Source organism: Comamonas sp. JUb58 (assembly GCF_004364775.1).
GTDB lineage: Bacteria > Pseudomonadota > Gammaproteobacteria > Burkholderiales > Burkholderiaceae_C > Comamonas.
The window spans coordinates 66,626-93,008 of the sequence record NZ_SOAL01000007.1 but is presented as its reverse complement, the minus strand read 5'-3'; the positions used below and the strand labels follow the sequence as shown (position 1 = coordinate 93,008).

The 26,383-nt window shown below is 64.0% G+C and carries 26 protein-coding genes; 14 read left to right on the top strand and 12 right to left on the bottom strand.

The window, feature by feature from the left end; translation table 11 throughout:
* The first annotated feature begins 17 nt into the window (after positions 1-17).
* From EDF71_RS09125 to EDF71_RS09115, 3 genes are all read left to right on the top strand, one after another.
* Complete coding sequence (locus tag EDF71_RS09125; RefSeq protein WP_243854237.1) at positions 18-815, top strand: tRNA-uridine aminocarboxypropyltransferase; 798 nt, start codon at positions 18-20, stop codon at positions 813-815.
* A gap of 371 nt (positions 816-1,186) precedes the next feature.
* On the top strand, positions 1,187-1,504 hold the full coding sequence (locus EDF71_RS09120) for a DUF4148 domain-containing protein (protein ID WP_133856267.1): 318 nt from the start codon (positions 1,187-1,189) through the stop codon (positions 1,502-1,504).
* Positions 1,505-1,646: 142 nt separating this feature from the next.
* Positions 1,647-1,973 (top strand): DUF4148 domain-containing protein, encoded by a 327-nt coding sequence (locus tag EDF71_RS09115; protein WP_133856266.1) that lies wholly within the window; start codon positions 1,647-1,649, stop codon positions 1,971-1,973.
* A gap of 211 nt (positions 1,974-2,184) precedes the next feature.
* Here EDF71_RS09115 and EDF71_RS09110 read toward each other — a convergent pair whose 3' ends face one another.
* The 4 genes from EDF71_RS09110 to EDF71_RS09095 form a co-directional block, all read right to left on the bottom strand.
* Positions 2,185-2,427, bottom strand: coding sequence for a hypothetical protein (locus tag EDF71_RS09110; protein ID WP_133856265.1), 243 nt, complete (start codon positions 2,425-2,427; stop codon positions 2,185-2,187).
* Between the two features lie 63 nt (positions 2,428-2,490).
* Positions 2,491-3,033, bottom strand: coding sequence for a ferritin-like domain-containing protein (locus tag EDF71_RS09105; RefSeq protein ID WP_133856264.1), 543 nt, complete (start codon positions 3,031-3,033; stop codon positions 2,491-2,493).
* A 107-nt stretch (positions 3,034-3,140) separates the two neighbouring features.
* Positions 3,141-3,773: a DUF924 family protein gene (locus EDF71_RS09100; protein WP_133856263.1), complete on the bottom strand. Its 633-nt coding sequence runs from the start codon at positions 3,771-3,773 to the stop codon at positions 3,141-3,143.
* 102 nt (positions 3,774-3,875) lie between these two features.
* Positions 3,876-4,931, bottom strand: coding sequence for an acyltransferase (locus EDF71_RS09095; RefSeq protein WP_133856262.1), 1,056 nt, complete (start codon positions 4,929-4,931; stop codon positions 3,876-3,878).
* A 745-nt stretch (positions 4,932-5,676) separates the two neighbouring features.
* Here EDF71_RS09095 and EDF71_RS09090 point away from each other — a divergent pair.
* Both EDF71_RS09090 and EDF71_RS09085 read left to right on the top strand, forming a co-directional pair.
* Positions 5,677-7,704, top strand: a complete 2,028-nt coding sequence (locus EDF71_RS09090) for an acetoacetate--CoA ligase (protein WP_133856261.1) — start codon at positions 5,677-5,679, stop codon at positions 7,702-7,704.
* A gap of 205 nt (positions 7,705-7,909) precedes the next feature.
* Positions 7,910-9,106, top strand: a complete 1,197-nt coding sequence (locus tag EDF71_RS09085) for a multidrug effflux MFS transporter (RefSeq protein WP_133856260.1) — start codon at positions 7,910-7,912, stop codon at positions 9,104-9,106.
* 53 nt (positions 9,107-9,159) lie between these two features.
* Here EDF71_RS09085 and EDF71_RS09080 read toward each other — a convergent pair whose 3' ends face one another.
* On the bottom strand, positions 9,160-9,543 hold the full coding sequence (locus tag EDF71_RS09080) for a VOC family protein (protein WP_133856259.1): 384 nt from the start codon (positions 9,541-9,543) through the stop codon (positions 9,160-9,162).
* A 270-nt stretch (positions 9,544-9,813) separates the two neighbouring features.
* Between EDF71_RS09080 and EDF71_RS09075 the strand changes: the two genes are divergently transcribed.
* The gene (locus EDF71_RS09075) at positions 9,814-10,770 is read left to right on the top strand and encodes a DMT family transporter (RefSeq protein WP_133856258.1); all 957 of its coding nucleotides are present in this window, start codon (positions 9,814-9,816) and stop codon (positions 10,768-10,770) included.
* Between the two features lie 14 nt (positions 10,771-10,784).
* On the opposite strand, the gene EDF71_RS09070 is transcribed toward EDF71_RS09075, so the two are convergent.
* The gene (locus EDF71_RS09070; protein WP_133856257.1) at positions 10,785-11,732 is read right to left on the bottom strand and encodes a LysR family transcriptional regulator; all 948 of its coding nucleotides are present in this window, start codon (positions 11,730-11,732) and stop codon (positions 10,785-10,787) included.
* Positions 11,733-11,854: 122 nt separating this feature from the next.
* Between EDF71_RS09070 and EDF71_RS09065 the strand changes: the two genes are divergently transcribed.
* The 4 genes from EDF71_RS09065 (at position 11,855) to EDF71_RS09050 (ending at position 17,020) form a co-directional block, all read left to right on the top strand.
* Positions 11,855-12,565 (top strand): pirin family protein, encoded by a 711-nt coding sequence (locus EDF71_RS09065; RefSeq protein WP_133856256.1) that lies wholly within the window; start codon positions 11,855-11,857, stop codon positions 12,563-12,565.
* Positions 12,566-12,631: 66 nt separating this feature from the next.
* Entirely contained in the window at positions 12,632-13,327 is a 696-nt protein-coding gene (locus EDF71_RS09060) for a hydrolase (RefSeq protein ID WP_133856255.1), read from the top strand.
* Positions 13,328-13,398: 71 nt separating this feature from the next.
* Positions 13,399-15,297, top strand: coding sequence for an amidohydrolase (locus EDF71_RS09055; protein WP_133856254.1), 1,899 nt, complete (start codon positions 13,399-13,401; stop codon positions 15,295-15,297).
* Between the two features lie 79 nt (positions 15,298-15,376).
* Positions 15,377-17,020 (top strand): MFS transporter, encoded by a 1,644-nt coding sequence (locus tag EDF71_RS09050; RefSeq protein WP_133856253.1) that lies wholly within the window; start codon positions 15,377-15,379, stop codon positions 17,018-17,020.
* Positions 17,021-17,173: 153 nt separating this feature from the next.
* Here EDF71_RS09050 and EDF71_RS09045 read toward each other — a convergent pair whose 3' ends face one another.
* The 3 genes from EDF71_RS09045 to EDF71_RS09035 all read right to left on the bottom strand — a co-directional run bounded on the left by EDF71_RS09045 (position 17,174) and on the right by EDF71_RS09035 (position 20,575).
* Complete coding sequence (locus EDF71_RS09045) at positions 17,174-18,007, bottom strand: hypothetical protein (protein ID WP_166656495.1); 834 nt, start codon at positions 18,005-18,007, stop codon at positions 17,174-17,176.
* 301 nt (positions 18,008-18,308) lie between these two features.
* Positions 18,309-19,304, bottom strand: a complete 996-nt coding sequence (locus EDF71_RS09040; protein ID WP_243854247.1) for a phosphotransferase family protein — start codon at positions 19,302-19,304, stop codon at positions 18,309-18,311.
* 38 nt (positions 19,305-19,342) lie between these two features.
* Positions 19,343-20,575 carry an acyl-CoA dehydrogenase family protein gene (locus tag EDF71_RS09035; RefSeq protein ID WP_133856251.1) on the bottom strand — a complete coding sequence of 411 codons (1,233 nt, stop codon included), beginning with the start codon at positions 20,573-20,575 and terminating at the stop codon, positions 19,343-19,345.
* A gap of 156 nt (positions 20,576-20,731) precedes the next feature.
* Here EDF71_RS09035 and EDF71_RS09030 point away from each other — a divergent pair, with 156 nt between their 5' ends.
* On the top strand, positions 20,732-21,529 hold the full coding sequence (locus EDF71_RS09030; protein ID WP_133856250.1) for a tyrosine-protein phosphatase: 798 nt from the start codon (positions 20,732-20,734) through the stop codon (positions 21,527-21,529).
* Between the two features lie 45 nt (positions 21,530-21,574).
* A complete protein-coding gene (locus EDF71_RS09025; protein WP_133856249.1) occupies positions 21,575-22,549 on the top strand; it encodes a hypothetical protein in 975 nt (324 codons plus the stop codon).
* A gap of 9 nt (positions 22,550-22,558) precedes the next feature.
* On the opposite strand, the gene bla is transcribed toward EDF71_RS09025, so the two are convergent.
* Both bla and EDF71_RS09015 read right to left on the bottom strand, forming a co-directional pair.
* On the bottom strand, positions 22,559-23,467 hold the full coding sequence (gene bla / locus EDF71_RS09020) for a class A beta-lactamase (RefSeq protein WP_133856248.1): 909 nt from the start codon (positions 23,465-23,467) through the stop codon (positions 22,559-22,561).
* Between the two features lie 125 nt (positions 23,468-23,592).
* Complete coding sequence (locus EDF71_RS09015) at positions 23,593-24,240, bottom strand: PadR family transcriptional regulator (RefSeq protein WP_166656494.1); 648 nt, start codon at positions 24,238-24,240, stop codon at positions 23,593-23,595.
* Positions 24,241-24,413: 173 nt separating this feature from the next.
* Here EDF71_RS09015 and EDF71_RS09010 point away from each other — a divergent pair, with 173 nt between their 5' ends.
* Together EDF71_RS09010 and map are read left to right on the top strand one after the other, a co-directional pair.
* A complete protein-coding gene (locus EDF71_RS09010; RefSeq protein ID WP_133856246.1) occupies positions 24,414-24,644 on the top strand; it encodes a ParD-like family protein in 231 nt (76 codons plus the stop codon).
* Positions 24,641-25,435, top strand: a complete 795-nt coding sequence (gene map, locus EDF71_RS09005) for a type I methionyl aminopeptidase (RefSeq protein ID WP_133856245.1) — start codon at positions 24,641-24,643, stop codon at positions 25,433-25,435. Before EDF71_RS09010 ends, map begins: the two co-directional genes overlap by 4 nt.
* A gap of 3 nt (positions 25,436-25,438) precedes the next feature.
* Here the strand turns inward: map and EDF71_RS09000 are convergent, their stop codons facing one another.
* A complete protein-coding gene (locus tag EDF71_RS09000) occupies positions 25,439-26,275 on the bottom strand; it encodes a DUF4261 domain-containing protein (protein WP_133856244.1) in 837 nt (278 codons plus the stop codon).
* Positions 26,276-26,383: the final 108 nt, after the last annotated feature.

Genomic DNA, 26,383 nt, shown 5'->3' with positions numbered 1-26,383 from the left:
CGACGACAATAGCGCCCGTGTCTTCTCACCCATCCTCTATCACTGCCAGTGCTCCCAGCACGGCTGGCACCCTTGTCCCCCATGCCGTCTCGCGCCTGCGCGCCGAGCGGCTGCAACGCAGCACCCGCCCTTTTCTGGCCCGAGGCGGCCCCAAAGGGGAGCGCTGCGAGGGCTGCCGGCTGCGGCCCAGCCACTGCCTCTGCGCGCTGCGGCCCACGCAGGCCACAACGGCAGGCATGTGCCTGCTGATGCACGATGCCGAGCCGCTCAAGCCCAGCAACACCGGCTGGCTGATCGCCGATGTGGTGGCCGAGACCTTTGCCTTTGGCTGGTCGCGCACGGAGAGGGATGCGGGCTTGGAGGCGCTGCTGGCCGATCCGCAATGGCAGCCTTATGTGGTCTTCCCCCAGGAGTTTGTGCACGAGCCCGGCCGCGCCGTGCAGCAGCTGCCGTCCGCGCCAGCGCAGCAGGAAGGAACGCGCAGGCCGCTGTTCATCCTGCTTGATGCCACCTGGCCCGAGGCACGCAAGATGTTCCGCAAGAGTCCTTATCTGGACCGCTTCCCGGTGCTCAGCCTGCACCCGGAGCAGATCTCGCGCTACCAGCTGCGGCGCTCGCGCCGTGACGACCATTTCTGCACCGCCGAGGTCGCTGCGCTGTGCCTGGATCTCGCCGGCGACCAGCGCGCTGCCCAGACCCTGGAAACCTACCTCGACATCTACACCCACCACTACCTGCAGGCCAAGCACCAGTTGCCACCCGACTGGTGCAGCGCCGCCCACGCGCAGCTCCAGCGCCTGCAAAGCGCTCTGTGACAGCACTGTCACTGTCGTATAAAACACGCTAATTTGGTTGCCATGGCAGCCACCATCTCGGGTGAACCCTGACAGGGTTAGCCGTCGGATTCTCCGGCCAAGCCACATCCCCTATTTGCCGGAATTCTCCTACACATGCGGCTCTCTGGGGAGTAGTGCATCCCTCTGAGCACCTCTGGACGATTGCACATCGCCAAAAACATTAGATTGCTTTTCAGAACAATCTATTCCGATTTAGGCTATTTATCGGAGGCAGGCCCGTGCATACACTAACTACATCGATCAACGAGAACCACACAAGGTGCACTGCACCACCCGTTGAGCGAACCAGCCCCTCATGGTGAGTCGCTGGAGTTCTCCAGGAGTTAAAAATGAACGCACGTATTTTCTCGATCGCCGGTGTAGCTGCTCTGATGTTGGGTGCCGGTGTTGCCCAGGCCAATCCCTTTGAAGGCGACCGCTCGATTGCTCCCCCCGTTGCCACCACCAGCGCCGTGAGCCGCGCCGATGTGCAAGCGCAATTCGTCGAAGCCCAAAAGAACGGCACCCTGCTGTTCAAGGGCGACCAGCTGCAAGCCAATGCCTTTGAAAAGGGCAACAGCAACCTGTCCCGCGCTGATGTGGTGAAAGCCGCCCATGACGCCCGCGTTGCTGGCACCTTGCCTGAAGGCGAAAGCTTCGGCGAATAAGCCCAGGCAAGCAAGCTGAGAGTGGGCCGCAGGCCGCTCTCGCAACCACCCCCGAATTTCGAATCAACCTATTTTTGGACGCCGCCGCTCTCACAGCGCAAATCCGTGATTTGCCAGCAGCGCGGGTCCTTGGAGAGAAACCATGTTTGCACGCAATATGTCCGCTTTGATGATGGCCGCTGGCCTGGTGTTTGCCGGTGCTGCCAGCGCCGCCACGACCGCCCCTGTTGGCAATGGCTCGGACTACCCCGCCTACCCTGCCGCCCACAGCACCCTGACCCGTGCCGATGTGCAGGCCCAGGTGACCGAAGCCCAGCGCAATGGCTCGATGGCCGTGATCGGTGACCGCATCAACACCTTTGGTGCCGAAAGCCGCGCCTCGACCGTGAGCCGTGCCCAAGTGCAGCAGCAAGCCCATGAAGCCCTGGTCGCCGGCAGCCTGCCTGAAGGCGAATCCTTCGGCGAATAAGTGAAAAACGCTCTGCCAGGCAGATGCTGGCAGAGCGGTCAGATTCCAGGCCTTCTTTATTGGGCAGGCTTGAAGAGAAATTACAGCGGGCATCGCCCGCCACACAACGAAAACGCATCTAGTGCGTAGCCCGGCCAGACCTTGTCCCATTGCATCTGGGCCGTGCTCTTGGTAGCCACTGCCGGTTCGCCGGCAGTGGTCTTTTTACGTCTCAGTCCAATGCAAAACCGGTTTCGGTGATCTGCAGCTGGCCGTTCTCGCCCTTCTGCAACCAGCCCTGTTCGCAGGCATAGTCCATGGCAGGCTGTTGCTCTGCAGCGCTGACGCCATTGCGCTCCAGCACATTGCCAAGGGCCTCGGCATCCAAACCATCGCCCGCGCGCAGCAGCTCCTCATTCACCATCAGGTAGAGCAGGTGCTTGGCGTTCTTGCGTGTTGCTTCTGTATCGGTCATCCGTCTTTTCCTCCATCGGCATAAAAAAACCGCAACTCGGTTGCGGTTCAGGTGGGGTGGCCCTTATTGGGCCTTTTTCATCCAATCGGACAGCTCATCGGCGTGCTCCTGCTCCTGCTCCAGGATCTGCTCGATCAGGCGGCGCGTGGTGTGGTCCTTGTCCCCGATCAGGTCGACCATCTGGGTGTAGGCCTCGATGGCGACGCGCTCGGCCACCAGGTTGGAGCGGATCATCGAATGCAGGTCCATGTCGTCGTTGTAGTCGGCATGGCTGCGGCCGCTCAGGCTGTCAGGGTTGAAGTCGGGCTCGCCGCCCAGCTGCACAATGCGCGTCGCAATGCGGTCGGCGTGGGCCTGCTCTTCCTGCGCATGCACCAGGAACTCTTCTGCAATCGCAGGCGACTCCAGGCCCGTGGCGGTGAAGTGGTGGCGCTTGTAGCGCAGGATACAGACCAGCTCGGTGGCCAGCGAGTCATTGAGCAGGCGGATGATGTCCTCGCGGTAAGGCGAGTCATTGGGCAGTACAGCGCCTTCTTCCAGGCTTTTCTTGGCGGCATCGAGACGCTTGGAGTCAAGCGCCAGCGGGGTGCGGGTTTTGTCTAGCATCGCGGCTTCCTTTGGTGGGTGGTTGTTTTTGAACACTACCCCTACAAGGTAAGCCTGCCGTAGCCCTGCGTCTGTGAGACAAGGGCTACTGTGCTTGCGCAGAAAGTTCAGAAGCCTGCGCCGGGCTGGGCCAGGTAGTCCCGCTCTTGCGGCGTGCTGCTGCGGCCCAGAATGGCGTTGCGGTGCGGAAAACGCCCAAAGCGGGTGATGACGGCCTGGTGGCGCAGCGCATAGTCCCAGGTGCCTTGCAGGTAGGTCTGCAGCTCGGCGGGTTCCGGGTGGCTGTCGCGCAGTCGGGCGGCCAGGTCGACGCTGCGCTGCTGCAGCGTCGCATCTTCGGCATGCTCCAGTGGCAGATAGACAAACACCCGCACAACTGCGGGCAGCTCCTGGTCCTGGCCGCTGTCGCACAGGCCCAGCGCCAACTGCAGGGCCTGCGGATCGCCGGCAAACGACTCCGGCGTGCCTCGGTAGATATTGCGCGTAAATTGGTCAAGCACGATGATGCGGGCCAGCGTGTCCCAGACGCTGTCGGTCCAGCCAGGCAAGTCATCTTTGAGCGCCGCCTGCACCGTCGCGCCAAACTGCGTGCGAATGCGCGCATCGAAGGCATCGGACTTGCTGAACCATTGCTGCTTTTGCTGCAGTGCTTCGCTGCTGCTGGGGCGGGCGCTACCGAGCCAGAATTGCAGAACCTCGTCGGCAGAGGCGATGGGCGTGGGTGCGGAAGCGGAGGTCATGGCGAAGCCTGTATCAATCAAAGCCTGTTTTTTACCATGCAGCCGCAGCAGCAGAAACAACAAAGCCGGGCAAGGCCCGGCTTTGTTCTGGGTGACCGCTGCTTAGGCAGTGCGCGAACCCGCAGGCTGCTGCACCGGCTTGCTGCTGGAGCGATCGCGTAGGCCCAGCGCCCAGCGCTCGATGGTGTAGAAGGACAGCGCGGCAAACGCGGCCGAGATCGGCAGGCCCAAGATCACCACCCACTGCCAGTCGGTATGGGCGCGCAGCAGGCGCACCACCGGGTAGTGCCAGAGGTAGATACCGTAGGACATCTTGCCCACCCAGACCAGGGCCGGCAGGCTCAGCATGTCGAACAGCACACCCTTTTGCTTGCTCACCGCAACGATGATGGCAGCGGCGACCAGCTCCACCAGTGCAAAGCCCCAGAGCAGTGCACCTGCGTCGTCCCACTCGTAGCCAATCACCGCAAAGGGCAGCACGGGCAGCAACCACAGAAGGTATTTCTGGCGGGCATGCAGTGCGTCCATCCACTCGGGGCGGTGCACGGCCACAGCGGCCAGCGCGCTGCCCAGCAGCATGCCGGTGGCGCGGGTGTCAAAGCGGAAGAAGATCTCATAGAAGTGCTGGCCCTGCGCCACCCAGTAGGCGCGCCAGACAAACATCAGCGCCACCAGCAGCAGCACCGGGCGCCACAGCTGCTTGCGCGCGGTATGCGCCAGCAGCAGCACCAAGAGCGGCGGCCAGATCAGGTAGAAGTGCTCCTCCACCGACAGCGACCACATGTGCAGCAAGGTGTCCGGGCTGTCAAAGAAGGCGATGCCGTAGTCGGCCAAGTACAGCGCCGAGACGACGACGTCCTGGTTCACATCATCCAGGCCGGGCCAGATCAGAGGCGCAAACAGCCAGTAGGCGGCCAGGAACAGCAGCAAGGCCGGGCCCAGGCGCAAAAAGCGGCGCTTGTAAAAGCGCCAAAAGTCCAAGCGGCCCGATTGCTGGTGTTCCTTCAGCAGCAGCGAGGTAATCAAAAACCCGCTGAGCACAAAGAACAGGTCCACACCGAAGAAGGCGCCATCAAACATCGGCGCATGGGCGTGGGACAGGAACACCAGGACGATTGCCACTGCGCGCATACCGTCCAGCGCAGGGTTGTATTTCATACGGAATCCAGACAAAACCAATGATCTCCATCTAACCGCAGCAGGGCCTAAGCTCTTGCTGCGCTCCCAGACTTGGTGTCATTTGTTGCGCTGTTTTGGTGCAGCCCGGAGGCTGCCAAACCAGCGCTTGCTGGGAATTAACATCAGTGCTTAACGCGCCAAGCGGCACGAAAGCTGACCCATCGGGCTTTGCGGCCCCCGTGTTGCCGCTGGATTCCAGGGCAAAAAGAGGATGACAACCGAGCGCCAGGGCGCGACGATTGAGAACCCGAGCCTATCGATTTAGTTCCGGCGTGGATGCTTTATTTTGTGACCAATGCAGCCTAAATGCATGCATCTTGCGGTCAGCATGCAGCGCATATGCCATCCGGCACAACACGCTGGCGCCTCGCCGTCCATCCCCTCTGCCTTGCCTGGCTCCCTGGGTCTGCGCCCGGGGCCCCTGCCTGCTGCGCACCTTGTGCACAGCCTGCGTGACGATGATCGCCTGCAGGCCCCCAAGCGCCGTGTAGGAAAAGACGAAAGGCGCCCGTCAGCACCCGGGCGCGAATTGTGCCAGCTAGCCAAGCACTGCGCCCGCAAAGGGCTTGGGCAGGCTGACAAAAAATAACATTGCAAAGAAGGCTGGGCGGGCCGGCCCAGCCGAAAAAGCGCCCCGGTGCTGCCAGGGTGACAGCTTGCGTGCTTCCCCTCGTGCAAGCCCGCAGCGCTTTGCGTACGCTCAGGCTACGCATTCTTATCTGCCATGACCACCTCTGCCCTCTCCCCCCTGCCCCAGATCCAGCACTACGAGCAATGGCTCGCCCAGCAGCACGGCCTGCGCTTTGACGACTACGAGGCCATGCATGCCTGGTCGGTCGAGCACCTGGCCGATTTTTGGCGCAGCATCTGGGACTACTACCAGCTTGAATCGCCTACGCCCATCACCGAGGTGCTGAGTGCCGATGCCATGCCGAATGCCCGCTGGTTCAGCGGCGCCCAGGTCAGCCTGCCACGCCAGCTGCTGCGCCACACGGCCGCGGCCCATCAAGCCGGGGTGCCGGCCATCGTCAGCGACAACGAGCTGGGCCAGGTGCGCGAGATGGCCTGGCCCGAGCTGCAGCGCCAGGTGGCCTCGGTGGCGGTGGCGCTGCGCAGCCTGGGCATTGGCCGGGGCGACCGGGTGGCCGCCTATATGCCCAATATCCCCGAGACGGTGGTCGCCATGCTGGCCTGCGTCAGCCTGGGCGCGATCTGGAGCGTCTGCGCCCCCGACATGGGCGTGGCTGCCGTGGTGGACCGCTTCAAGCAGATTGAGCCCAAGGCCTTGATCGCCGTTGATGGCGTCTACTACGGCGGCAAGCCGCTGGACCGCAGCGCCGTGGTGCAGGCCTTGCTGGCCGAGCTGCCTACGGTGCAGCACTGCATCAGCGTGCAAAGCCCCTATGCAGCCGCAGCGGTGGGCAGCCACAGCTGGGACTGGGCCACCACCGGCCAGGACGCGCAGGCCGTCGCGGCCTTCGAACCCGAATGGCTGCCGTTTGACCACCCGATCTGGATCGTCTACTCCAGCGGCACCACCGGCCTGCCCAAGCCCATCGTGCATGGCACCGGTGGCATCTTGCTGGCCCTGCATGTGGCGGGGCTGCACAACGACCTGGGCGCCAGCTACAGCGACAGCCATGCGGGCGAGCGCTTTCTCTGGTACAGCTCCACCGGCTGGGTGATGTGGAACATCCAGGTCAGCGGCCTGCTGTTTGGCACCACGATCACCATCTTCGACGGCCACCCGGCCGGCAGCAGCAGCCAGCCGGATTGGGGCGTTCTCTGGCGTTTTGCCGCACGCCACCACACCAGCATCTTTGGCGCGGGTGCTGCTTATTTCAGCAACTGCATGAAGGCCGGCCTCGACGTGGGCGCCATCCCGGGCCTGCAACAGGTGCGCACCCTGGGCAGCACCGGATCGCCGCTGGCACCCGAGGTGCAACGCTGGGGCAGTGCCCAGCTGCAGGCCGCAGGGGCCGGTGAGGTGTTCTGGTGCAATATCTCGGGCGGTACCGATTTTTGTGGCGCCTTTATCGGCGGCAACCGCAGCCTGCCCCAAGCGCCCGGCCGCATGCAATGCCGCTGGCTGGGCCATGCGGTGGAGGCCTGGAACGAGCAAGGCCAGGCCGTGCGCGACGAGGTCGGCGAGCTGGTCTGCACCAAGCCGATTCCGTCGATGCCGCTGTACTTCTGGAACGACCCGGGCAAGCAGCGCTACCTGGACAGCTATTTCGACCACTGGCCCGGCATCTGGCGCCACGGCGACTGGATACAGATCAACAGCGACGGCAGCTGCGTGATCTATGGCCGCAGCGATGCCACCATCAACCGCCAGGGCCTGCGCATGGGCACCAGCGAGATCTACAACGCCATCGAGGCGCTGCCCGAGGTGCAGGATTCGATGGTCATCGACCTGGAGTACCTGGGCCGCAACAGCTACATGCCGCTGTTTGTGGTGCTGCGCGATGGCCTGGTGCTGGACGCCGCCATCCAGGGCCGCATCGAGCAGGCGATACGCACCGCCCTGTCGCCCCGCTTTATCCCCGACACCATCGCGCAGGTGGCCGAGGTGCCGCGCACTCTCACCGGCAAAAAGCTGGAGCTGCCGATCAAGAAGCTGCTGCTGGGCCAGCCCGCGCAGAAGGTGCTGAACCCGCAGACCATGGCCAACCCCGGCTGCCTGCCCTGGTACGAAGCGTTTGCGGCCCAGCATCTGGCGCGGCACAGCGCGCAGCCTGCTGGTCAATAGCGGGCACTGACCACGGGGAGCTGTTGCAAAGCAGCCTTGCAACTGGCCATGGCGGTGGCTCGGTGCAATAATGGAAATCTATCGCGATGCACCCGCTGCATCCGGCCCGGCTGCCTGAACTCTCGCGTTCCGCAGCCGCAGGCCTTTTCCAACACCGAACCCCATGAACGACCGCAGGCCCCCGGCCTGCTTGTCGCTAACGCGTATGTCTTCAGCCATCTCCTTGCGCCTGGTCTTTATCCTGGGCCTGCTCTCCGCCATCGGCCCCTTTGCCATCGACATGTACCTGCCGGCCCTGCCGCAGATTGGCGCCAGCCTGCAAGCGCCCGTCGGTGCCGTGCAGGCCAGCCTGACGGCCTTCTTCCTGGCACTGGGCGTGGGCCAGCCGCTGTTTGGCACCCTGGCGGATATGTGGGGCCGCAAAAAGCCGCTCTACCTGGGCCTGGCCATTTTTGTGCTGGCCAGTGTCGGCTGCGCGCTGGCGCAGGACATCCACACCCTGGTGGTGCTGCGCTTTATCCAGGGCCTGGGCGCGGCCGCGGGCATGGCCATTCCGCGTGCGGTGGTGCGCGATCTGCACACCGGCCATGAGGCCGCCCGCATGATGTCGCTGCTGATGCTGGTCTTCAGCGTCTCGCCCATCCTTGCGCCGCTGGCCGGCAGCGGGGTGATTGCGGTCGGCGGCTGGCGCATGGTGTTCTGGGTGGTGGCCGCTGCCGCCCTCATCGGCATGGTGGCCATGGCGCGTGGCCTGCCCGAGACCCGCGCCGCCAGCAATGGCGTGGACAGCAGCCTGGGCGGCGTGCTCAAGGCCTATGGCCTGCTGCTGCGCGACTGGCACTACCTGGGCCTGGTGTTTATCGGCGCCTGCGCAATGGCCGGTTTCTTTGTCTACCTGGCCGGCTCGCCCTTTGTGCTGATCAACCACTACGGCCTCAGCACCACGCAGTACAGCATGGCCTTTGCGTTCAATGCGATTGCGTTTATCGGCGCGGCACAGTTCACCGGCATGCTGGGCAAGCGCTTTGGCCTGGTGCCCGTCGTCAAGCTGGCCGCCACCGCCAGCGGTGTGGTGATGTGCTGCCTGCTGGCCTACTACCTGATGGGCGGCGACCAGCTCGCCGTGTTGATTGGCCTGTACTTTGTTGCCAGCGGCTTGATGGGCCTTGTGATCCCCACCACCGCGGTGCTGGCGCTGGAGGCGCATGGCGAGATTGCAGGCACCGCCTCGGCCTTGCTGGGCACCTTGCAGATGCTGACAGGTGCGGTCGCCATGCAGATCGTGGGCCTGTTCTCCAGCGGCAAACCGCTGCCGATGGTGGTGGGCATGGCCACCGGCGCACTGTGTGGTGTGCTGCTCACCTGGATCACCTTGGGCGGCCAACGCGGCGCAAAGGTCTGACACCCACCAACGAAAAACGCCCCGCAGCTGCGGGGCGTTTTTACGGGGACGGATTAGACCTTGGGCTGGCGGTAGGCCAGGCAGAGCTTGTTGCCGTCCGGGTCGCGCAGGTAGGCCAGGTACAGGGCTGCAGGGCCTTCGCCGCGCCAGCCCGGTGGGTCTTCACAGGCCACGCCGCCATGGGCCACACCCACGGCATGGGCCTTGTCGACCTGCTCAGTGCTGCTGGCGGCAAAGCCGGTGGTGCTGCCATTGCCGATGCTTGCTGCCTCGCCATTGATGGGGGTGCTGACGCTGAAGGTGCCGCCGTTGGCACGCCAGAAATAGCGGTTCTTGTTGGCGGCGCCTGCGGGCACGCCCAGCTCGGCGAGGAAGGCATCGTAGAACTGGCGTGATTTCTCCAGATCGCTGGTGCCGAGCATGATGTGGCTGAACATGGGTGTCTCCTTGCAGGGTGGGAAAAAACGGTGGGGAAAGATCGGGCAGCTGCCACTATAGCGGCGCTTGCGGGCGGCTGAAAACGCGCGCTTGTCGCGCAGTATCCACCATCATCGCTGCCGGTTTGCAGCCAGCACACAACAGCGCCTGGCTGCACAAGCGGCGCTGCTTAGCCCCTGGCCCTGGTCATGTGTCGCCGGTCTGCCAACCGCCTAGCACCCACAGTGGCTATAGTCGCCCCGAGCCTCGTTCGGCTGCGCTGTCCACACATGAATTTACAAAATACCCTCGGCCCGCAGGCCGCCTCGCACCTGCGTTTGATTGGCATGGCTTTGCTCTGGGGTGCCTCCTGGCCCAGCGGCCGCATGGTGGCCCAGCACATGCCGCCGCTGGCAGCGTCGGGTCTGCGCTTTGTACTCGCCGCCGCCGTGCTGCTGGTCTGGCTGTATGCCGCAGGCGGCATGGCCGGGCTCCGGCAATGGTCGCCCAAGCGCTGGCTGGGCATGGCGGCGGCTGCAGCCACCGGGGTGTTTGGCTATGCGGCCTGCTTTTTGAGCGGCCTGCAGTACCTGCCCGCCAGCAAGGCGGCGCTGGTCATCACGCTCAACCCGGTGCTGACCTTGCTGCTGGCGGTATGGATTTTCAAGGAACGCATCAACCGCACGATCGCCTTGGGCATGGCACTGGCGGCGCTGGGTGCCGTGCTGGTCATCTCGCACGGCGATCCGGCCCAGCTGCTGGCCGGTGGCCTGGGCCAAGGGGAGCTGCTGATCCTGGGCTGTGTGGCCTGCTGGGTCAGCTACACCTTGCTGGGCCGGGCGATTCTGGCCGGAGTCGATGCGCTGTCCACCACCGCCGTCACCGCCACCATGGGCGCGCTCATGCTGCTGGCCGCCAGCCTGGTGGTGGAAGGGACGCAGGGCCTGGCCCAGGCTTTCGATGCCGGCCTGCCCGCCTGGGGCGCGCTGCTGTTCCTGGCCTGGGGCTCTACCGCGCTGGCCTATGCCTGGTATTTTGATGGCGTCAAGGCGCTGGGCGCCGGTGCCGCATCGGGCTACATCACCCTGGTGCCGGTGATTGGTGTGGCCTGCTCGGCGCTGTTGCTGGGCGAGCAGATCGATGCATCGATGCTGGCCGGCGGCGCGATGGCCATTGCCGGCACCGTGGTGATGAACTGGGGCCGGCGCACGCCGCGTGCTGCGGTGGCCGCAGCGGCAGCGCGCTAAAGGTCTAACTCCCCTCAGACCGCCAGCGGGTTCTCATCCAGCTGCGGCGGCAGCTCCGCCCAGGGCTCGTTCATGAACTGCTGGGCCGCATAGTCCATGAAGGCCTGCACGCGCGCGGGCCGGGTGCGTCCCGGTGGGGTGACGATGTTCAGCGACAGCACATCGGCCTCCCAGCCGGGCATGGCGGTCTGCAGGCTGCCATCGCGCAGCTCCTGCCATACCAGAAACGACGGCTGCAAGGCCAGGCCCATGCCGGCCAGCAGCGCGGGCTGCAGCGCCTCGGCATTGTTGACCTGCATCTGTATCGGCATCACCTGCGTGTACTCGCCATGCCGCGCATGGCGAAAGCGCCAGCTGGTGCCATAGCGCGCCAGGCTGTACTGCAGGCCCTTGTGTTTGGCCAGATCGCGCGGGTGCACCGGGTGGCCATAGCGCTCGAAGTAGGCCGGTGACCCCACCAGCAAGATGCGCACCTTGCACAGGGTGCGTGCAATCAGGCTCGAATCGCTCAGGTTGGCAATGCGCAGCGCCAGGTCAAAGCGGTCGCGGATCAGGTCCACCTGCTCGTCGGCAAAGTGCAGGTTCAGCTCCACATCCGGGTGCATCTTCATGAACTTGGGCAGGATCGGCGACAGCCGCGCAATGCCAAACGACATCGGCGCGGCAATGCGGATCTGGCCGCGCAGGCTGGTGGAGCGGTCGGTGATGTCGGCCTCCACCGCCTCGCCCTCCTGCAGGATGCGCGTGGCCCGCTCCAGCGCGCTGTTGCCGGCATCCGTCAACGCCATGCGGCGCGAGGTGCGATGGAACAGGCTGGTCTTCATGCGCCCCTCCAGCCGCGTGATGGCCTTGGAAACCGTTGCCTGCGACAGCGCCAGCTCGGCAGCGGTGCGCGCGAACGATCCGGTCTCGGCCACCTTGGCAAAAATGGCCCATGCCTCCAGGTCAGGCAGCTTGCTCATGGTTTCATCGCTTTCTCGATTACATCAAATATGGAATGAATGCTTTTCTATATTTTCTATTTTAATCATATTCAAGGCGACCTACACTTTCTTCATCGACGACAAAACACCTGGAGAAAGACATGATTGAACGACGCAGCTTTGACAGCCTGGGCGGTGCCAACCACGGTTGGCTCGATGCCAAGCACCACTTCTCTTTTGCAGACTACCGTGACGCCCAGCGCGTGAACTGGGGCGCTCTGCGGGTCTGGAACGATGACACCATCGCCCCCCAAACCGGCTTCCCACCGCACGGCCATGCCGACATGGAAATCATCACCTATGTCCGTGAAGGTGCCATCACCCACGAAGACAGCCTGGGCAACCGGGGCCGCACCGAAGCCGGTGATGTGCAAGTGATGAGCGCCGGCAGCGGCGTGCGCCACTCGGAATACAACCTGGAGTCCACGACGACCCGCATCTTCCAGATCTGGATCCTGCCCGACCGCCAAGGCGACAAGCCCAGCTGGGGTGCCAAGCCCTTCCCCAAGGGCGACCGCAGCGGCAAGTTCGTGACCCTGGCCAGCGGCATGGACGGTGATGGCGATGCGCTGCCCATCCGTGCCAATGCCCGGGTGCTGGGTGCCACGATCAAGGCCGGCGAAAGCCTGGACTACGGTTTTGAACATGCCGATCGCTATGGCTACCTGGTCCTTGCCAAGGGCAGTGCTTCGGTCAACGGTGTTGCGCTGTCCAACCGCGATGGTGCCGCCATCCATGGCGAGACCACGATCCGCATCACCGCCACGGAAGACACCGAAATCGTGCTGGTGGATGCACCGGCCCTGAACTAAGTCAGCCCAGATTCCTTTTTAAACACACGCCTTCCCCGTTTTTTCACTTTTCCAAGAGCACGCACCATGACCAACAAGCAATTTCTCGAAGTCCTGACCCCAGCCAACAGCCAGATGATCTTCATCGACCAGCAGCCACAGATGGCCTTTGGCGTGCAGTCCATCGACCGCCAGACCCTGAAGAACAACGTGGTGGGCCTGGCCAAGGCGGCCAAGGTGTTCGGCGTGCCGACCACCCTCACCACGGTGGAAACCCACAGCTTCTCCGGCCACACCTACCCAGAGCTGCTGAACGTCTTCCCCAGCAACCCCATCCTGGAGCGCACTTCGATGAACTCCTGGGACGACCAGAATGTGCGTGATGCGCTGGCCGCCAACGTCGCCAAGGGCCACAAGAAGGTCATCGTCTCTGGCCTGTGGACCGAGGTCTGCAACACCACCTTTGCCCTGAGCGCCATGCATGACGCCGGCTACGAGATCTACATGGTCGCCGATGCCTCGGGCGGCACCTCGCTCGAAGCGCACAACCAGGCCATGCAGCGCATGGTGCAGGCTGGTGTGGTGCCCGTCACCTGGCAACAAGTGCTGCTGGAATGGCAGCGTGACTGGGCCAAGCGCGAGACCTATGACGCCGTGATGGACATCGTGCGCGAACACTCCGGTGCCTACGGCATGGGCGTGGACTACGCCTACACGATGGTGCACAAGGCGCCAGAGCGTGCACAGCACGGCAACACCATCGGCCCCAAGCCCGCTGTTTAATCGTTTTAGGTGGGGGTAACGCCCCCACCCCCGCGCTCCACCACGCACCACCCACCACGCACGCCACCGCCATGACCACCTCCAGCCCCGACACCATCTTTCACAACGGCCGCTTCACCACCTTGAACAAGGCCCAACCCACGGCCAGCGCCGTGGCCATCCGCGATGGCAAGTTTGTTGCGGTGGGCAGTGATGCCGAGGTGCTGGCGCTGGCCAGCAGCGGCACCCGCAAGGTTGACCTGCAAGGCCGCAGCGCGCTGCCGGGCCTGTTCGACAACCACACCCATGTGATCCGGGGCGGCCTGAACTTCAACATGGAGCTGCGCTGGGACGGGGTGCGGTCGCTGGCCGATGCGCTGGAGATGCTGCGCCAGCAGGTGGCGATCACGCCGGCGCCGCAGTGGGTGCGCGTGGTGGGTGGCTTCAGCGAGCATCAGTTTGTCGAAAAGCGCCTGCCCACCCTGGCCGAGATCAACGCGATTGCGCCGGATACCCCCGTGTTCCTGCTGCACCTGTATGACCGCGCCCTGCTCAACGCCGCTGCGCTGCGCGCCGTGGGCTACCACCGCGACACGCCCCAGCCACCGGGCGGCGAGATTGTGCGCGACAGCCAGGGCAACCCCCAGGGCCTGCTGCTGGCCAAACCCAATGCCACCATCCTCTATTCCACCTTGGCCAAGGGCCCCAAGCTGCCCTTCGAGTACCAGGTCAACTCCACGCGCCACTTCATGCGCGAGCTCAACCGCCTGGGCGTCACCGGTGTCATCGACGCTGGTGGCGGCTCGCAGAACTACCCCGATGACTACCAGGTCATCGAAGAGCTCAACAAGCAAGGCCAGATCACCGTGCGCCTGGCCTACAACCTGTTCACGCAAAAGCCCAAGGAAGAGAAGGACGACTTTCTGCAATGGACCCAGTCGGTCAAGTACAAGCAGGGCAACGACTACTTCCGCCACAACGGCGCCGGCGAAATGCTGGTGTACTCGGCGGCCGACTTTGAGGACTTTCGCCAGCCCCGCCCCGACATGCCGCCGCAGATGGAGACCGAGCTGGAAGATGTGGTGCGCGTGCTGGTCCAAAACAAGTGGCCCTGGCGCCTGCATGCCACCTATGACGAGACCATCAGCCGCGCGCTCGATGTGTTCGAAAAGGTGCACCAGGAAACCCCCATCGACGGCCTGAACTGGTTCTTTGACCATGCCGAAACCATCTCCGACCGCTCGATCGACCGCATCGCCGCGCTGGGTGGCGGCATTGCCGTGCAGCACCGCATGGCCTACCAGGGCGAGTACTTTGCCGAACGCTATGGCCACAAGGCGATGGAAGCCACGCCGCCCGTGAAGAAGATTCTGGAAAAAGGCGTCAAAGTCTCCGCCGGTACCGATGCCACCCGCGTGGCCTCGTACAACCCCTGGGTGTCGCTGTCCTGGATGGTCACCGGCAAGACCGTTGGCGGCATGCAGATGTACCCCGAGCGCAACCTGCTCGACCGCGAAACCGCGCTGCGCATGTGGACCGAGAACGTGGCCTGGTTCTCCAACGAGGAAGGTGCGCGTGGCCGCATCCAGGTGGGCCAGTTTGCCGACCTGATCGTGCCCAACAAAGACTATTTCCAGGTGCCTGAGGATGAAATCTCCTTCCTTACCTCGGACCTGACCGTGGTCGGTGGCCGGGTGGTGTATGGCGCAGGCAGCTTTGCCCGCCATGACGACAACCCCCTGCCCCCTGCCATGCCTGACTGGTCGCCCGTGCGCCGCTTTGGTGGCTATGGCGCCTGGGGCGAGCCCGAAGGTGCTGGCAAAAACTCGCTGAACCCCGCCCGCTACCGCAGCCTGGCTGCTGGTTGCGGCTGTGGCAGCCACTGCGGCATGCACGGCCACCAGCATGCCGATGCCTGGGCCTCCAAGGTGCCGGCCTCCGACATGCAAGGCTTCTTTGGCGCACTGGGCTGCTCCTGCTGGATGTCCTGAGCGCTGCCACACCACCCACCCCCACCTATTCCCGCTGACCCGGTCCCCACCGGGCCAGCCCCCCGATCCGAGCACTTCCATGAACCACAACCATCCCGACCATCCCCCGGCGCAGCCCGCTGCCCCGGCCCAGCCTTCCGGCGGCAGCTTCGCCCCCTTGCAGCAAAAGCTGTTTGCCGTGCTGTGGATCGCCACCGTCGTCGGCAACACCGGCAGCTTTGTGCGCGATGTGGCCAGCGCCTGGCTGATGACCGACCTGTCGCCCTCGCCAACGGCAGTCGCGCTGGTGCAGGCAGCAGCCTCGGCCCCGGCCTTTCTGCTGGCCATCCCGGCAGGCGTGCTGTCCGACATCCTGGACCGCCGCAAGTTTCTGATCGCCATCCAGGTGCTGCTGGCCTGCGTCAGCATTACCTTGATGACCCTGTCGGCCATGGGCATGCAAACGGTGGGCTCGCTGGTGGCACTGACCTTTCTGGGTGGCATTGGTGCCGCGCTGATGGGACCGACCTGGCAGGCCATCGTGCCCGAGCTGGTCGCCAAGCGTGACCTCAAGTCAGCCGTAGCGCTCAACTCGCTGGGCATCAATATTGCCCGCGCCATTGGCCCGGCTTTGGGCGGTATTGTGCTGGCCGGCCTGGGTGCCTCGGTCACCTACGGGGTGGATGTGATCAGCTACGCCTTTGTGATTGCCGCACTGCTGTGGTGGCCCCGCCCCAAGGCCGAGCAAGACGACCTGAGCGAGCGCTTTGCAGGCGCCTTCCGTGCCGGCCTGCGCTATGCCCGCTCCAGCCGCGAGCTGCACGTGGTGCTGCTGCGTGCCTTCCTGTTCTTTGCACTGGCCAGCTCGGTCTGGGCGCTGCTGCCCCTGGTGGCCCGCCAGCTGCTGGGCGGTGGTGCCGGCTTCTACGGTGTGCTGCTGGGCGCCGTCGGTGTCGGTGCCATTGGCGGTGCCTTCCTGCTGCCCAAGCTGCGTGCCCGTCTGTCGTCCGATGGCCTGCTGCTGATGTCGGCCCTGGTCTCCGCTGCCGTGATGGCCTTCCTGGCGATGTCGCCGCCCCAATGGGCTTCCGTGCTGGCACTGCTGCTGCTGGGCCAGTCCTGGATCACCGCGCTCACCACGCTCAACGGTGTCGCCCAGGCCATTCTGCCCAACTGGGTGCGGGGCCGTGCGCTGGCCGTCTACCTGACCGTGTTCAACGGCGCGATGACCTTCGGCAGCCTCAGCTGGGGCTTTACCGCCAAGGCACTGGGTGTGCCCAGCACCTTGCTGGTAGGTGCTGCCGGCCTGGTCGTGATGGGCCTGATCGCCCACCGCATCAAGCTGCCCGAAGGCGAGGCCGACCTGGTCCCGTCCAACCACTGGCCCGAGCCACTGACCGCCAATCCGGTCGACAAGGACCGGGGCCCGGTGATGATCCAGATCCGCTACCACGTGGCCAAGGAGAACCACGCACCCTTCCTCAAGGCCCTCGCCCGCCTGTCTGCCGCCCGCCGCCGCGATGGCGCCTATGCCTGGGGCATCGTGCAGGACACCGCCTCCGAGGACCACTTCATGGAGTGGTTCCAGGTGGAATCCTGGGCCGAGCACCTGCGCCAGCACAAGCGGGTGACCCATAGCGATGCCGATGTACAGAGCGAAGTGGCGCAGTACCACCAAGGCAGTGAACCCCCAGTGGTCCAGCATTTCCTGTCGGTGAACCATCCCGCCCAAGGCCATGCCTGATCGTTGAACCCCAGCACCCAGTCTGCCCAGTGGCAGCCTGGGTGCTGCGTTTGAAAGCGGCCTGAAACTTTATGGTTGAGAAGTTCATAACTGGACGGGGAAATTTATTGCATCAGGTTAATTACCCGATCGCAAATAATAACCATCTTTGAACTAAGAAATTTCTTCGAGTTTTTTAGTTGATAAAGAATCACACGCCTTCATGAGTCTATTAGGAAGATACTCCTCGCTTCCCACATCAGCACTAGCATAAAAAATATCCACGCCACGCGGAAGCATGTTTCCATCATAGAATGGCTCGACTCTTTCATTCCAGCCTCTAATCTTCCCCAACTCCGTATCTGTAATAATCGCAAGCCTACCTTCAAGTAGGTGAGGATGATTCTGCCAGACGCGAGCAAGAAGCATCCAGATCCCATGTAGCTCTGGATTCCCCGAAGGTGGATCGTTCGAAATTAATTGAATAGTGTGATCCGAAGTGATATGAATCCCTTTATCACCAATATTTTCCGAGGTGACAGTAATCGCCGTTGTCACAGCGATAGTCACCCCAGCAGCAGATACTCTAGTGTTTGTATCTATGCAGTACACCCTATCGTAAAATTTAAAAATCCGATCAATACCGAAAAATGCGTGTCCAGGCCCTTGAAAATAAAAATTGATTAGCTTTTTTCCTTTTTTCTTATCATAGGCAGTTGTAATGGTGGACCTACTCGGCATTAGAATTTGCGGATATAGAAATATTGCCGAATTTACTTTTCCGACAACAAAAATCTCCCCTGTCGAGAAGTCCACTTTCACTTCTTGAGCAACTATTGGTTCTTCAAATTCGATCTCAACAGTTATAGAGCGAGGCTCTCTCTGCTGCTTAGGCTTCTTGAACGGTTTGATCATTGAACCACTGGTATCAAGCAAACTGCTTTGCACCCCATCCAAGGTAAGTTTAATAACTTTTCCCGGAGGGGCATTCAGAGGAAATTGCTGCACAAACAACTGCTGTCCAGATGAGTGTTTCATACTGTTAAATGTTCAACCTTAGCGCCAAGGAATTTTCCATCAAATATTAACCATCACTATTAATCTCTCAAATTTTTCGATTTCCGCTAACGAGTGATTGTGATATTTATCGACAGCATACACGCGCCAGCACCGAGGGTTATAACAACACGAGGAAGCCAAGCAGTGGTTTGGGACGACCTTCGGCCACGTACACGTCTATTAGGCTGATTCTCAACGTTTTAAATCACGCCCGCCGCTGCCGCCGGGCGTGCAGGCCCCTCAAAGCTGATCAGCCGCGCTCAAAAGCCTTTGCACATTGCCAGCCCAGCGCTGCCAGCGGGCCGGCCTTGGCGCCGGTGGCCACCGCATCGGCGGCAGCGGCCGTGCCATCGGCGGCGCGCTGCGCAATGCCGTAGAGGATGGCGGCCATGCGGAACAGGTTGAAGGCCAGGTAGTACTCCCAGAGGGGCCCTGGGTCGCGGCCCGTGCGCTCGGCATACAGCGCCAGGTACTGGCGCTCGTCAGGGATGCCCAAGGCCGCCAGATCACAACCACCCATGCCGCGCCACAGCGCAGGCGGCACGCGCCAGGCCATGCCGTGGTAGGCCAGGTCGGCCAGCGGATCGCCCAAGGTGGACAGCTCCCAGTCCAGCACGCCGATGATCTGCGGCTCCGTGCGGTGCCAGACGAGGTTGTCCAGCCGGTAGTCGCCATGCACCAGGGTGGTCTCTTCGGCCTGCGGCAGATGCTGGGGCAGCCAGTCCATCAGCTGCTGCATCGCAGGGTCTACAGGCAGCCGCAACTGCTGGGTTTGCTGGCTCCAGCGCTTGGTTTGGCGCGCCACATAGCCGCCCGGGCGGCCATAGCTGCCCAGGCCCAGCGCGGCCGGGTCCAGCTGGTGCAACGCGGCGATCACGCGGTTCATCTCACCATACAACGCGCCGCGCTCGGCAGGTTCCATCCCGGGCAACGCCGGGTCCACCAGCACCCGGCCGTCCAGAAAATCCATCAGGTAGAACGGCGTGCCCAGCAGTTCGGCATCGTCGCAATAGGCCAGCATGCGCGGCACCGGCACAGCCGTGCCGGCCAGGGCCTGCATCACCTGGTGCTCGCGGTCAATCGCATGCGCACCGGCCACCAGGCTGCCAGCGGGCTGCTTGCGCAGCACCATCTGCCGGTCGCCCAGCTGCAACTTGTAGGTGGGGTTGGACTGGCCGCCCGCCAGCACGCTGACGGCGACTGGCTCCCCATTCGACAGGCCCAGGCCCTCCAGATAAGGCTGCAGCCGCTGCGCCAGCGCCTGGGGGCTGTGGCTGGCGGCGTTCACAGCGGGCGCGGCGCTGCGGGCACCGCCTGGATGATCGCCGGCACACCGCGCTCGGCCTGCGCATCCTTCTCGGCCGCCTGCACCAGCTTGCGCGCCATGCTGAAGCGGTGCACCTCGCTGGGGCCGTCGTAGATGCGGAAGGCGCGCATGTCCATGAAGATGCGCATCACCGGGGTCTCCATGGTCACGCCCTGGCCGCCCAGAATCTGCACACAGCGGTCCACCACGCGCCATTCGGCCTCGGAGCAGACCACCTTGGCCCGGCTCGATTCATAGCTGCCCTGCTCACCCTGGTCCAGCAGCCAGGCGGTGTGCCAGATATGCAGGCGCGCAGTATGCAGATCCATGTCGTTGTCGGCCAGCATGAAACCCACGCCCTCATGCGAAGACAGCGGTTTGCCAAAGGCCGTGCGGCGGCGGGCATAGGCCAGCGCCACATCCTGCGCACGCCGGGCCTGGCCCAGCCAGCGCATGCAGTGCGTCAGCCGCGCGGGCGCCAGGCGCACCTGGGCATAGCGAAAGCCCTTGCCGACCTCGCCCAGGATGTCGCTGGCGGGCACGCGCAACTGGTCAAAACGCAGCACGCCGTGGCCGCCGGTAAAGCAGGCATCCATCGCATCCATCGAGCGCTCCAGCGTGATGCCGGGCCGGTCCATATCGCTCAGAAACATCGTGGCGCCGCCGTCTTCGGTGCGGGCCATGATGATGGCGTAGTCCGCCCCTTCGGCGCCGGTGATGAACCATTTCTGACCGCTGATCAGGTAGTCATCGCCATCGCGCACCGCCACCGTGGCCAGCGCGGCGGGGTCGGAGCCGGCACCGGGCGCCGGCTCGGTCATTGCAAAGCAGGAGCGCAGCTGGCCGGCTACCTGCGGGCGCAGCCAACGCGCCTGCTGGGCCGGGGTGGCCACCGCCTCCATCAGGTGGATATTGCCTTCATCGGGCGCATGGATGTTGAGCGCCGTCGGGCCCAGCCAGGAGTAGCCGGCTTCTTCAAACACCACCGCCTTCTCGATATGCGTGAGCCCCAGCCCGCCCAGCTCGCGCGAGGCATGGGGCGTGAGCAGGCCGGCCGCGCGGGCGCGCTCCACCAGTTCGCGGCGCAGCGCCTCATCGGGGCCATGGCGGCTTTGCCGGGCATCGTTCTCCAGCGGAATCACCTGCTCGGCGATAAAGGCGCGGGTCTTGTCGCGCAGCGCCAGCAGTTCGGGGGACAGGGAAAAATCCATGGTGCGGTCTTCGGGTAAGGGGGCCTGCAAATGGTGCCATGCGCCGCGTGCCAGGCGGTCACAGTTGAGACAGAGCGGTCCGCTGCCGTAGCGCCGGGCCTGCCGATGACACCCTGGTGTCGTACCCCGGTCTTGCAGATGGGCTATAAACAAAGGATGCCCATCCAAGCCGAATCTGCAGCTCTTACCCCTGAGGCCACCGCTGAGGCCTATACCCGCCACCTGCCACTGGCGGGCACCACCAATTTCCGCGACCTGGGCGGCTACCAGGGCCTGGACGGCCGCACGGTGCGCTGGCGCAAGCTGTTCCGCTCCGACCACCTGGCCTTGCTCAGCCCCGAATCCCAACTGCAGCTGCTGCGCGAGCTGGGCGTGGCCCGCTCGGCCGATTTTCGCGGCCAGCGCGAGCAGACGGTGGACCACTATGCAATCGACGGCCTGCAGCACCACTCGCTGGCCATCGAGCCGACCCTGGTGCAGCGCGCCTTCAGCCTGATGCAGCAAGGCCAGCGGCTAACGCCCGACCACACGGTGGTGTTGATGCAGGACACCTACCGCAGCTTCATCCATGACAATGCCGCGCCATTTGCGCAGTTCTTCGAGATGCTGCTGGACAGCGATGCGCCCATCGTCTTCCACTGCACCGCTGGCAAGGACCGCACCGGCTGGGCCGCCACCTTGCTGCTGACCACCCTGGGCGTGCCCCAGGATGTCGTGCTGCAGGACTACCTGCTGACCAACGACTACTACCACCGCCCGGCCGAAGCCGTGGCCGCTGCCGCCCACATCCCCGAGGAAGTGCTGCAGGTGCTGTGGCGGGTGCAGGAACCCTTCCTGACCGCCGCGATCCAGCCTGTGCTGCAGGACTACGGCAGCATCCCCAACTATGTGGAAAAGGTGCTGGGCGTGGATGCAAAGGCACAGCAAAAGCTCGCGCAGATGTATCTGGAATAATCGGTTGTTCCTTCGACTTACGGCCACTGTACTGGCCGCCCGCCGATGAACAATCTCCCCTCCTCCCCGCGCCCGCCAGGCGCATCCCCTTGGACACCCCGCCAGATCGCATTGGCCACCCTCCTGGTGCTGGCCGTTGTGCTGTGCTGGCTGCCGGCTTTTCAGACCATGGCCGACCGCTATGTGGACGACGGCCTGCAACGCTCCCTGCTCAGTTTTGCGACTGCCCGTGCGCTGCACAGCGTCGTCTCGGTGCTGCAGGGCACCGAGCTGGCCGTGCAGCCGATGGGCGTGGGCCTGACCTTGACCCTGGGCCAGGTGCTGGCCCCCATCAGCGACCTGGTGGCGCAGTTTGCCGACTGGATGCTCTGGGCCAGCATTGCCTTTGGCCTGCAAAAGCTGCTGCTGTCCATGGGGGGCAGCTATGGCGTGACAGGGCTGCTCAGCCTCATCGCGCTGGCCTGGCTGCTGCTGCGCTGGCGCCAGCAGACGGTGCCGACCTGGCTCAGCCGCTTGCTGGTGGTGCTGCTGTTTACCCGTTTGGTGATGCCCGTCACCATCATCGGCAGCGAGGCGCTGTTCCAGCACTTCATCGCGCAGACCTACCAGGAAAACCAGATCGCCACCGAAGGAGCAGTGGGCCAGCTGCAGCAGTTTGATGTGCGCGCCCCGGCCAAGGCGCCAAGTGCGGACGCAGCCACGCCGACCCCGCCGGCCAGTCCGGCTGTGGCGCCGTCATCCAGCCTCTGGGAGCGCTTCAAGCAATGGGGGCAGCAGGCCCAGCAATCGGCCAGCCAGGCGGCATCCGGGGTGCAGGATCTCGTGCGCAACCCGGGCGATGCACTGCGCGACAAGCTCAGCGAGCTGCAGCAGCAGCTCGATCAGCAGGTGGAACGGCTCGTGACCTTGATGGTGGTGTTTGCGCTGCAGACCCTGGTGATACCGCTGGTGCTGGTCTGGGCGCTGCTGCAGCTGTGCAAGGGCTTGCTGGCCGGGCCACGCCAGCCAGTTGCCAAATAGCCGCGTTGTTTACAGCGCAGCGTGCCACTGCGCAATCGCTGCGCCCACCTTGGCCATCACCTCGTCGCTTTGTGCGGTCGTGCGCTCGCCACCGGTGAGGTAGGCGGTGATGATCAGGCCTTCCGACGCCGCATTGGGCCAGGCGATCAGGCAGTCGTTGGCAGTGCTGTGGGCACCGGCACCGGTCTTGCCGCCCACGCGCCACTCTGACGGCAGGCCTGCGCGCACGCGCTTGTCGCCGGTGCGGCTGTCGCTCAGCCACTGCTGCAGCATCGCGCGGCCATAGCCCTTGAGCACATCGCCCAGCAGCAGTGCCTGCAGGGTCGCCTGCATCGCACGCGGCGTCGTGGTGTCGCGCGGGTCGCCGGGCTCGGCCGTGTTGAGCAGGGGCTCGATGCGGTCCAGGCGCGTGGCCTTGTCGCCCAGGGTGCGCAGCCAGGCCGTCAAGGCTTCGGGTCCACCGCTGGCGCGCAGCAGCAGGTTGGCGGCGACGTTGTCGCTCAGCACCACAATCGCCTCGCTCAGCTCCAGCAAGCTGATGCCGCCGGGCTGGTCCTTGTACTTTTCCGTCACTGGCGCATAGGGCACCATGTCGGCCGAGGTCACCAGCACCTGCTGGCCCAGATCCAGCGCACCGGTTTGCCCCAGGTACAGCACATGGGCAGCCAGCAAGGTCTTGAAGGTGCTGCACATCGGAAAGCTCTCATCGCTGCGGTAGCCGGCCTCGCCGCCGGTCTCGGCATCCAACGCATAAACGCCCAGGCGGCCACCGCTCTGGGCTTCAATCAGGGTCAGCGCCTTGTGCAGCGCACGGTCGGCACGGGGATGGGCAGACTGGCGGGATGCGCATCCGGCCAGGCCAAAAACGGAGCCGCTACCCATTACCAGGGTGGCGGCTACAAAGTGGCGTCGTTGCATGGTCTTGCTCGGTAGAGGTTGTCATCCCGGAGGATGGATAGCTACCGAGCATACCCCGGCCCAGCGCCTGGCGACACGATATGGCGCAAGCTTTGCGGCGCCCGGGCAACAGGCCCGGAGCGCGCTCAGGCCTTTTCGATCTTCAGAGCGACCTCGTCGAGCAAAGCGGCAATCTTGTCGATCTGCTCGGCCGACAGTGCCGTCTCGCCGTCGCCAGCCATCTTCAGGCGCAGAGCCATCTTGAAGTTCTCGATCGCGCGCACCAGCTGCGGCGGGCGCTGGCGGGCATCGCGGTCCTTGCCTCGGGCCAGGCGCGTCAGCAGCAGCTGCAGCGCATCGGCTTGCTCGGTCAGGGCCTGTTCGCCTTCGGCAGTGATGGTGTAGCGCTTGCGGCCGCCTTCGGATTCGCTGGCCGTTGCATGGCCCATGTCCACCAGGTAGCTCAAGGTGGGGTAGATGGTGCCGGGGCTGGGCTGGTAGTCGCCGCCGACCAGCTCGCCCACGGCGCGGATCACGTCGTAGCCATGGCTGGGTTGCTGGCCAATCAAATGCAGCGCCAGCAGCTTGAGGCCGCCAGCCTCGAACATGCGCTCACGCTTGTGCGCCAGGTGGCGCGCAGCATCTGGCCCGTGGCCATGGCCGTGTGGGCCGTGGCCCGGGCCATCACCATGGTGGCGTGGGCCTCGGCCAGGGCCACCCTCTTCGCCCATATGGCGGCCCCGGGGGCTGCAGAGGTGGTGGTGGTGATGAAAGTGGTGATGGGGATGTGGCATCTGTGTTCCTTTACTAAGATGCATCTAAGATATATCTTTCAATCGAAGATTTCAAGCGGATTTTTTGTAAAGATATATCTTTACTGCCGATACCGACATCCCCACACCGTCCGCGCATCAACGGAAAATATATAAAACATATACAATTCGCGTATGTTTTATAGAGGATAGCCATGGGCATCGTCAAAATTTCCGACCCGATGCATGAGAACCTGCGGGTCGCGGGCGCGGCGTTGAGCCGTTCGATCAATGCGCAGGCCGAGCACTGGATGCGGGTAGGCATGCTTGCCGAGATGTACCCCGATCTGGACCACCGCGCGATCTGCCAGGTGCTGGTGCAGGCGGAGCTGGACGGTGGCCTGGATATCCATTCGCTGGTGGCCAAGGCAAGGATGGCGGCATGAAGCAACGCATCACGCCTGTGCATACCGCCAGCGAGCTGGCCAGTGCGCGCCAGGCCGCGCAGCTGGCGGCCGAGGTGCTGGAGATGATTGCGCCCCATGTGGTGCCGGGGGTCAGCACCGCGGCGCTGGATGCCATTTGCCACGACTACATCGTGAACGTGCAAAAGGCGGTGCCAGCCAATCTGGGTTACCAGGACTACCCCAAGACCATCCTGACCTCGGTGAACCATGTCGTCTGCCACGGCATTCCGTCCGAGGACCGGATTCTGAAAAAGGGCGACATCGTCAACATCGATGTGGCGGTCATCAAGGATGGCTGGTTTGGCGATACCAGCCGCATGTATTTTGTCAGCACGCCCAGCATTCTGGCCAAGCGCCTGGTCGAGACCACCTACGAGGCGCTGCGCGCGGGGATTGCCCAGGTGCGGCCGGGCGCCACCTTGGGCGATATCGGCCATGCGATCGAGACGGTGGCCAAGCGCGCGCGCTTTGGTGTGGTGCGCGAGTTCTGCGGCCATGGCATTGGCCAGACCTACCACGATGCCCCGAATGTGCTGCACTACGGCAACCCGGGCGAGGGCCTGGTGCTGGAGGCCGGCATGCTGTTCACGATTGAGCCCATGCTCAATGCCGGCAAGCGCCAGGTCAAGACCCTTGCCGATGGCTGGACCGTCGTGACCCAGGACCATTCGCTGTCGGCGCAGTGGGAGCACATGGTGGCGGTGACGCCCGATGGCCATGAGGTGCTGACCACCTGGCCAAATGGCACCGGCAGCTACGCGCCGGTCTAAGTCTTAGTCGCCCTGCCCGGCCGCCTCAGCGGGGCGAGGATCGACATCCACCACCAGCCGCTCGGGCTCGACCAGCGCATCCAGGTGCTTGCAGGCCCATTTGCTCTGGCCATCGATGCCGGCCACCGTGTGGCCGTCGGCGATGACATCGCCGTGCTCGACCAGGTAGACGCTGGTATTGAACACAAAGCGCGAGACTTCGGCAGGGTCCATCTCGGAGAACAGCAGCTGCACATCGGGCACGCCAAAGGTGGCGCCGCCCAGGCTGTCCATCAGCATCTCGCCGGGGCGGTTGCTGATGTTGAAAAAGCGCACATTGACGACGCCGTAGTAGATAAAGCCGTCGGCATGGGCTTGCAGGTAGCGCTGCGGGTTCAGCAGGCAGCCGGCATTGGTCTGGCTGATGGCAGTGACGCCTCCGTTCTCGATCAGCACATGCATGACGGCCTGCAGGATCTCCAGCCGCTCGGGCACCGGCAGGCCCCGGCCCATGAACTCGCTCACCAGCACGCAGTGCTGGCACTGGGCCAGCGCACTTTCCTTTTCGGGCCAGTCCCAGGTCTGCTCCAGCGCGCTGGCGTAGTCGGTGGCGTCCATAGTCTCGCCCGCGCGGATGATCGCGATCTCGCTGGGCACGCCTTTTTTGTCGCTGTAGTCGACGCAGTAGTCGCGCAGCGCCAGCAAGATGGTGTCGCCATCTGCGACCAAATCCACCGTGCCCAGGCGCTCGGCCAGCGCGGCGCGCAGGGTTTCGCCATCCAGCATTGCGGGCTGGGCGTACAGCGCTTCAAAGGCCCACATATCGGGGGCCATGCGGAGCTCGGGATTGGGGGGTGCCATGGTGCGCTCTCGGGCAGTGGAGAAAGCCGCATCTTGCCACGGCGCGCCCAGGCCTTGTCACTTCGGCTTTACCGGAGAGGCCTAAGATGGCGCCACTCAGTGGAGCAA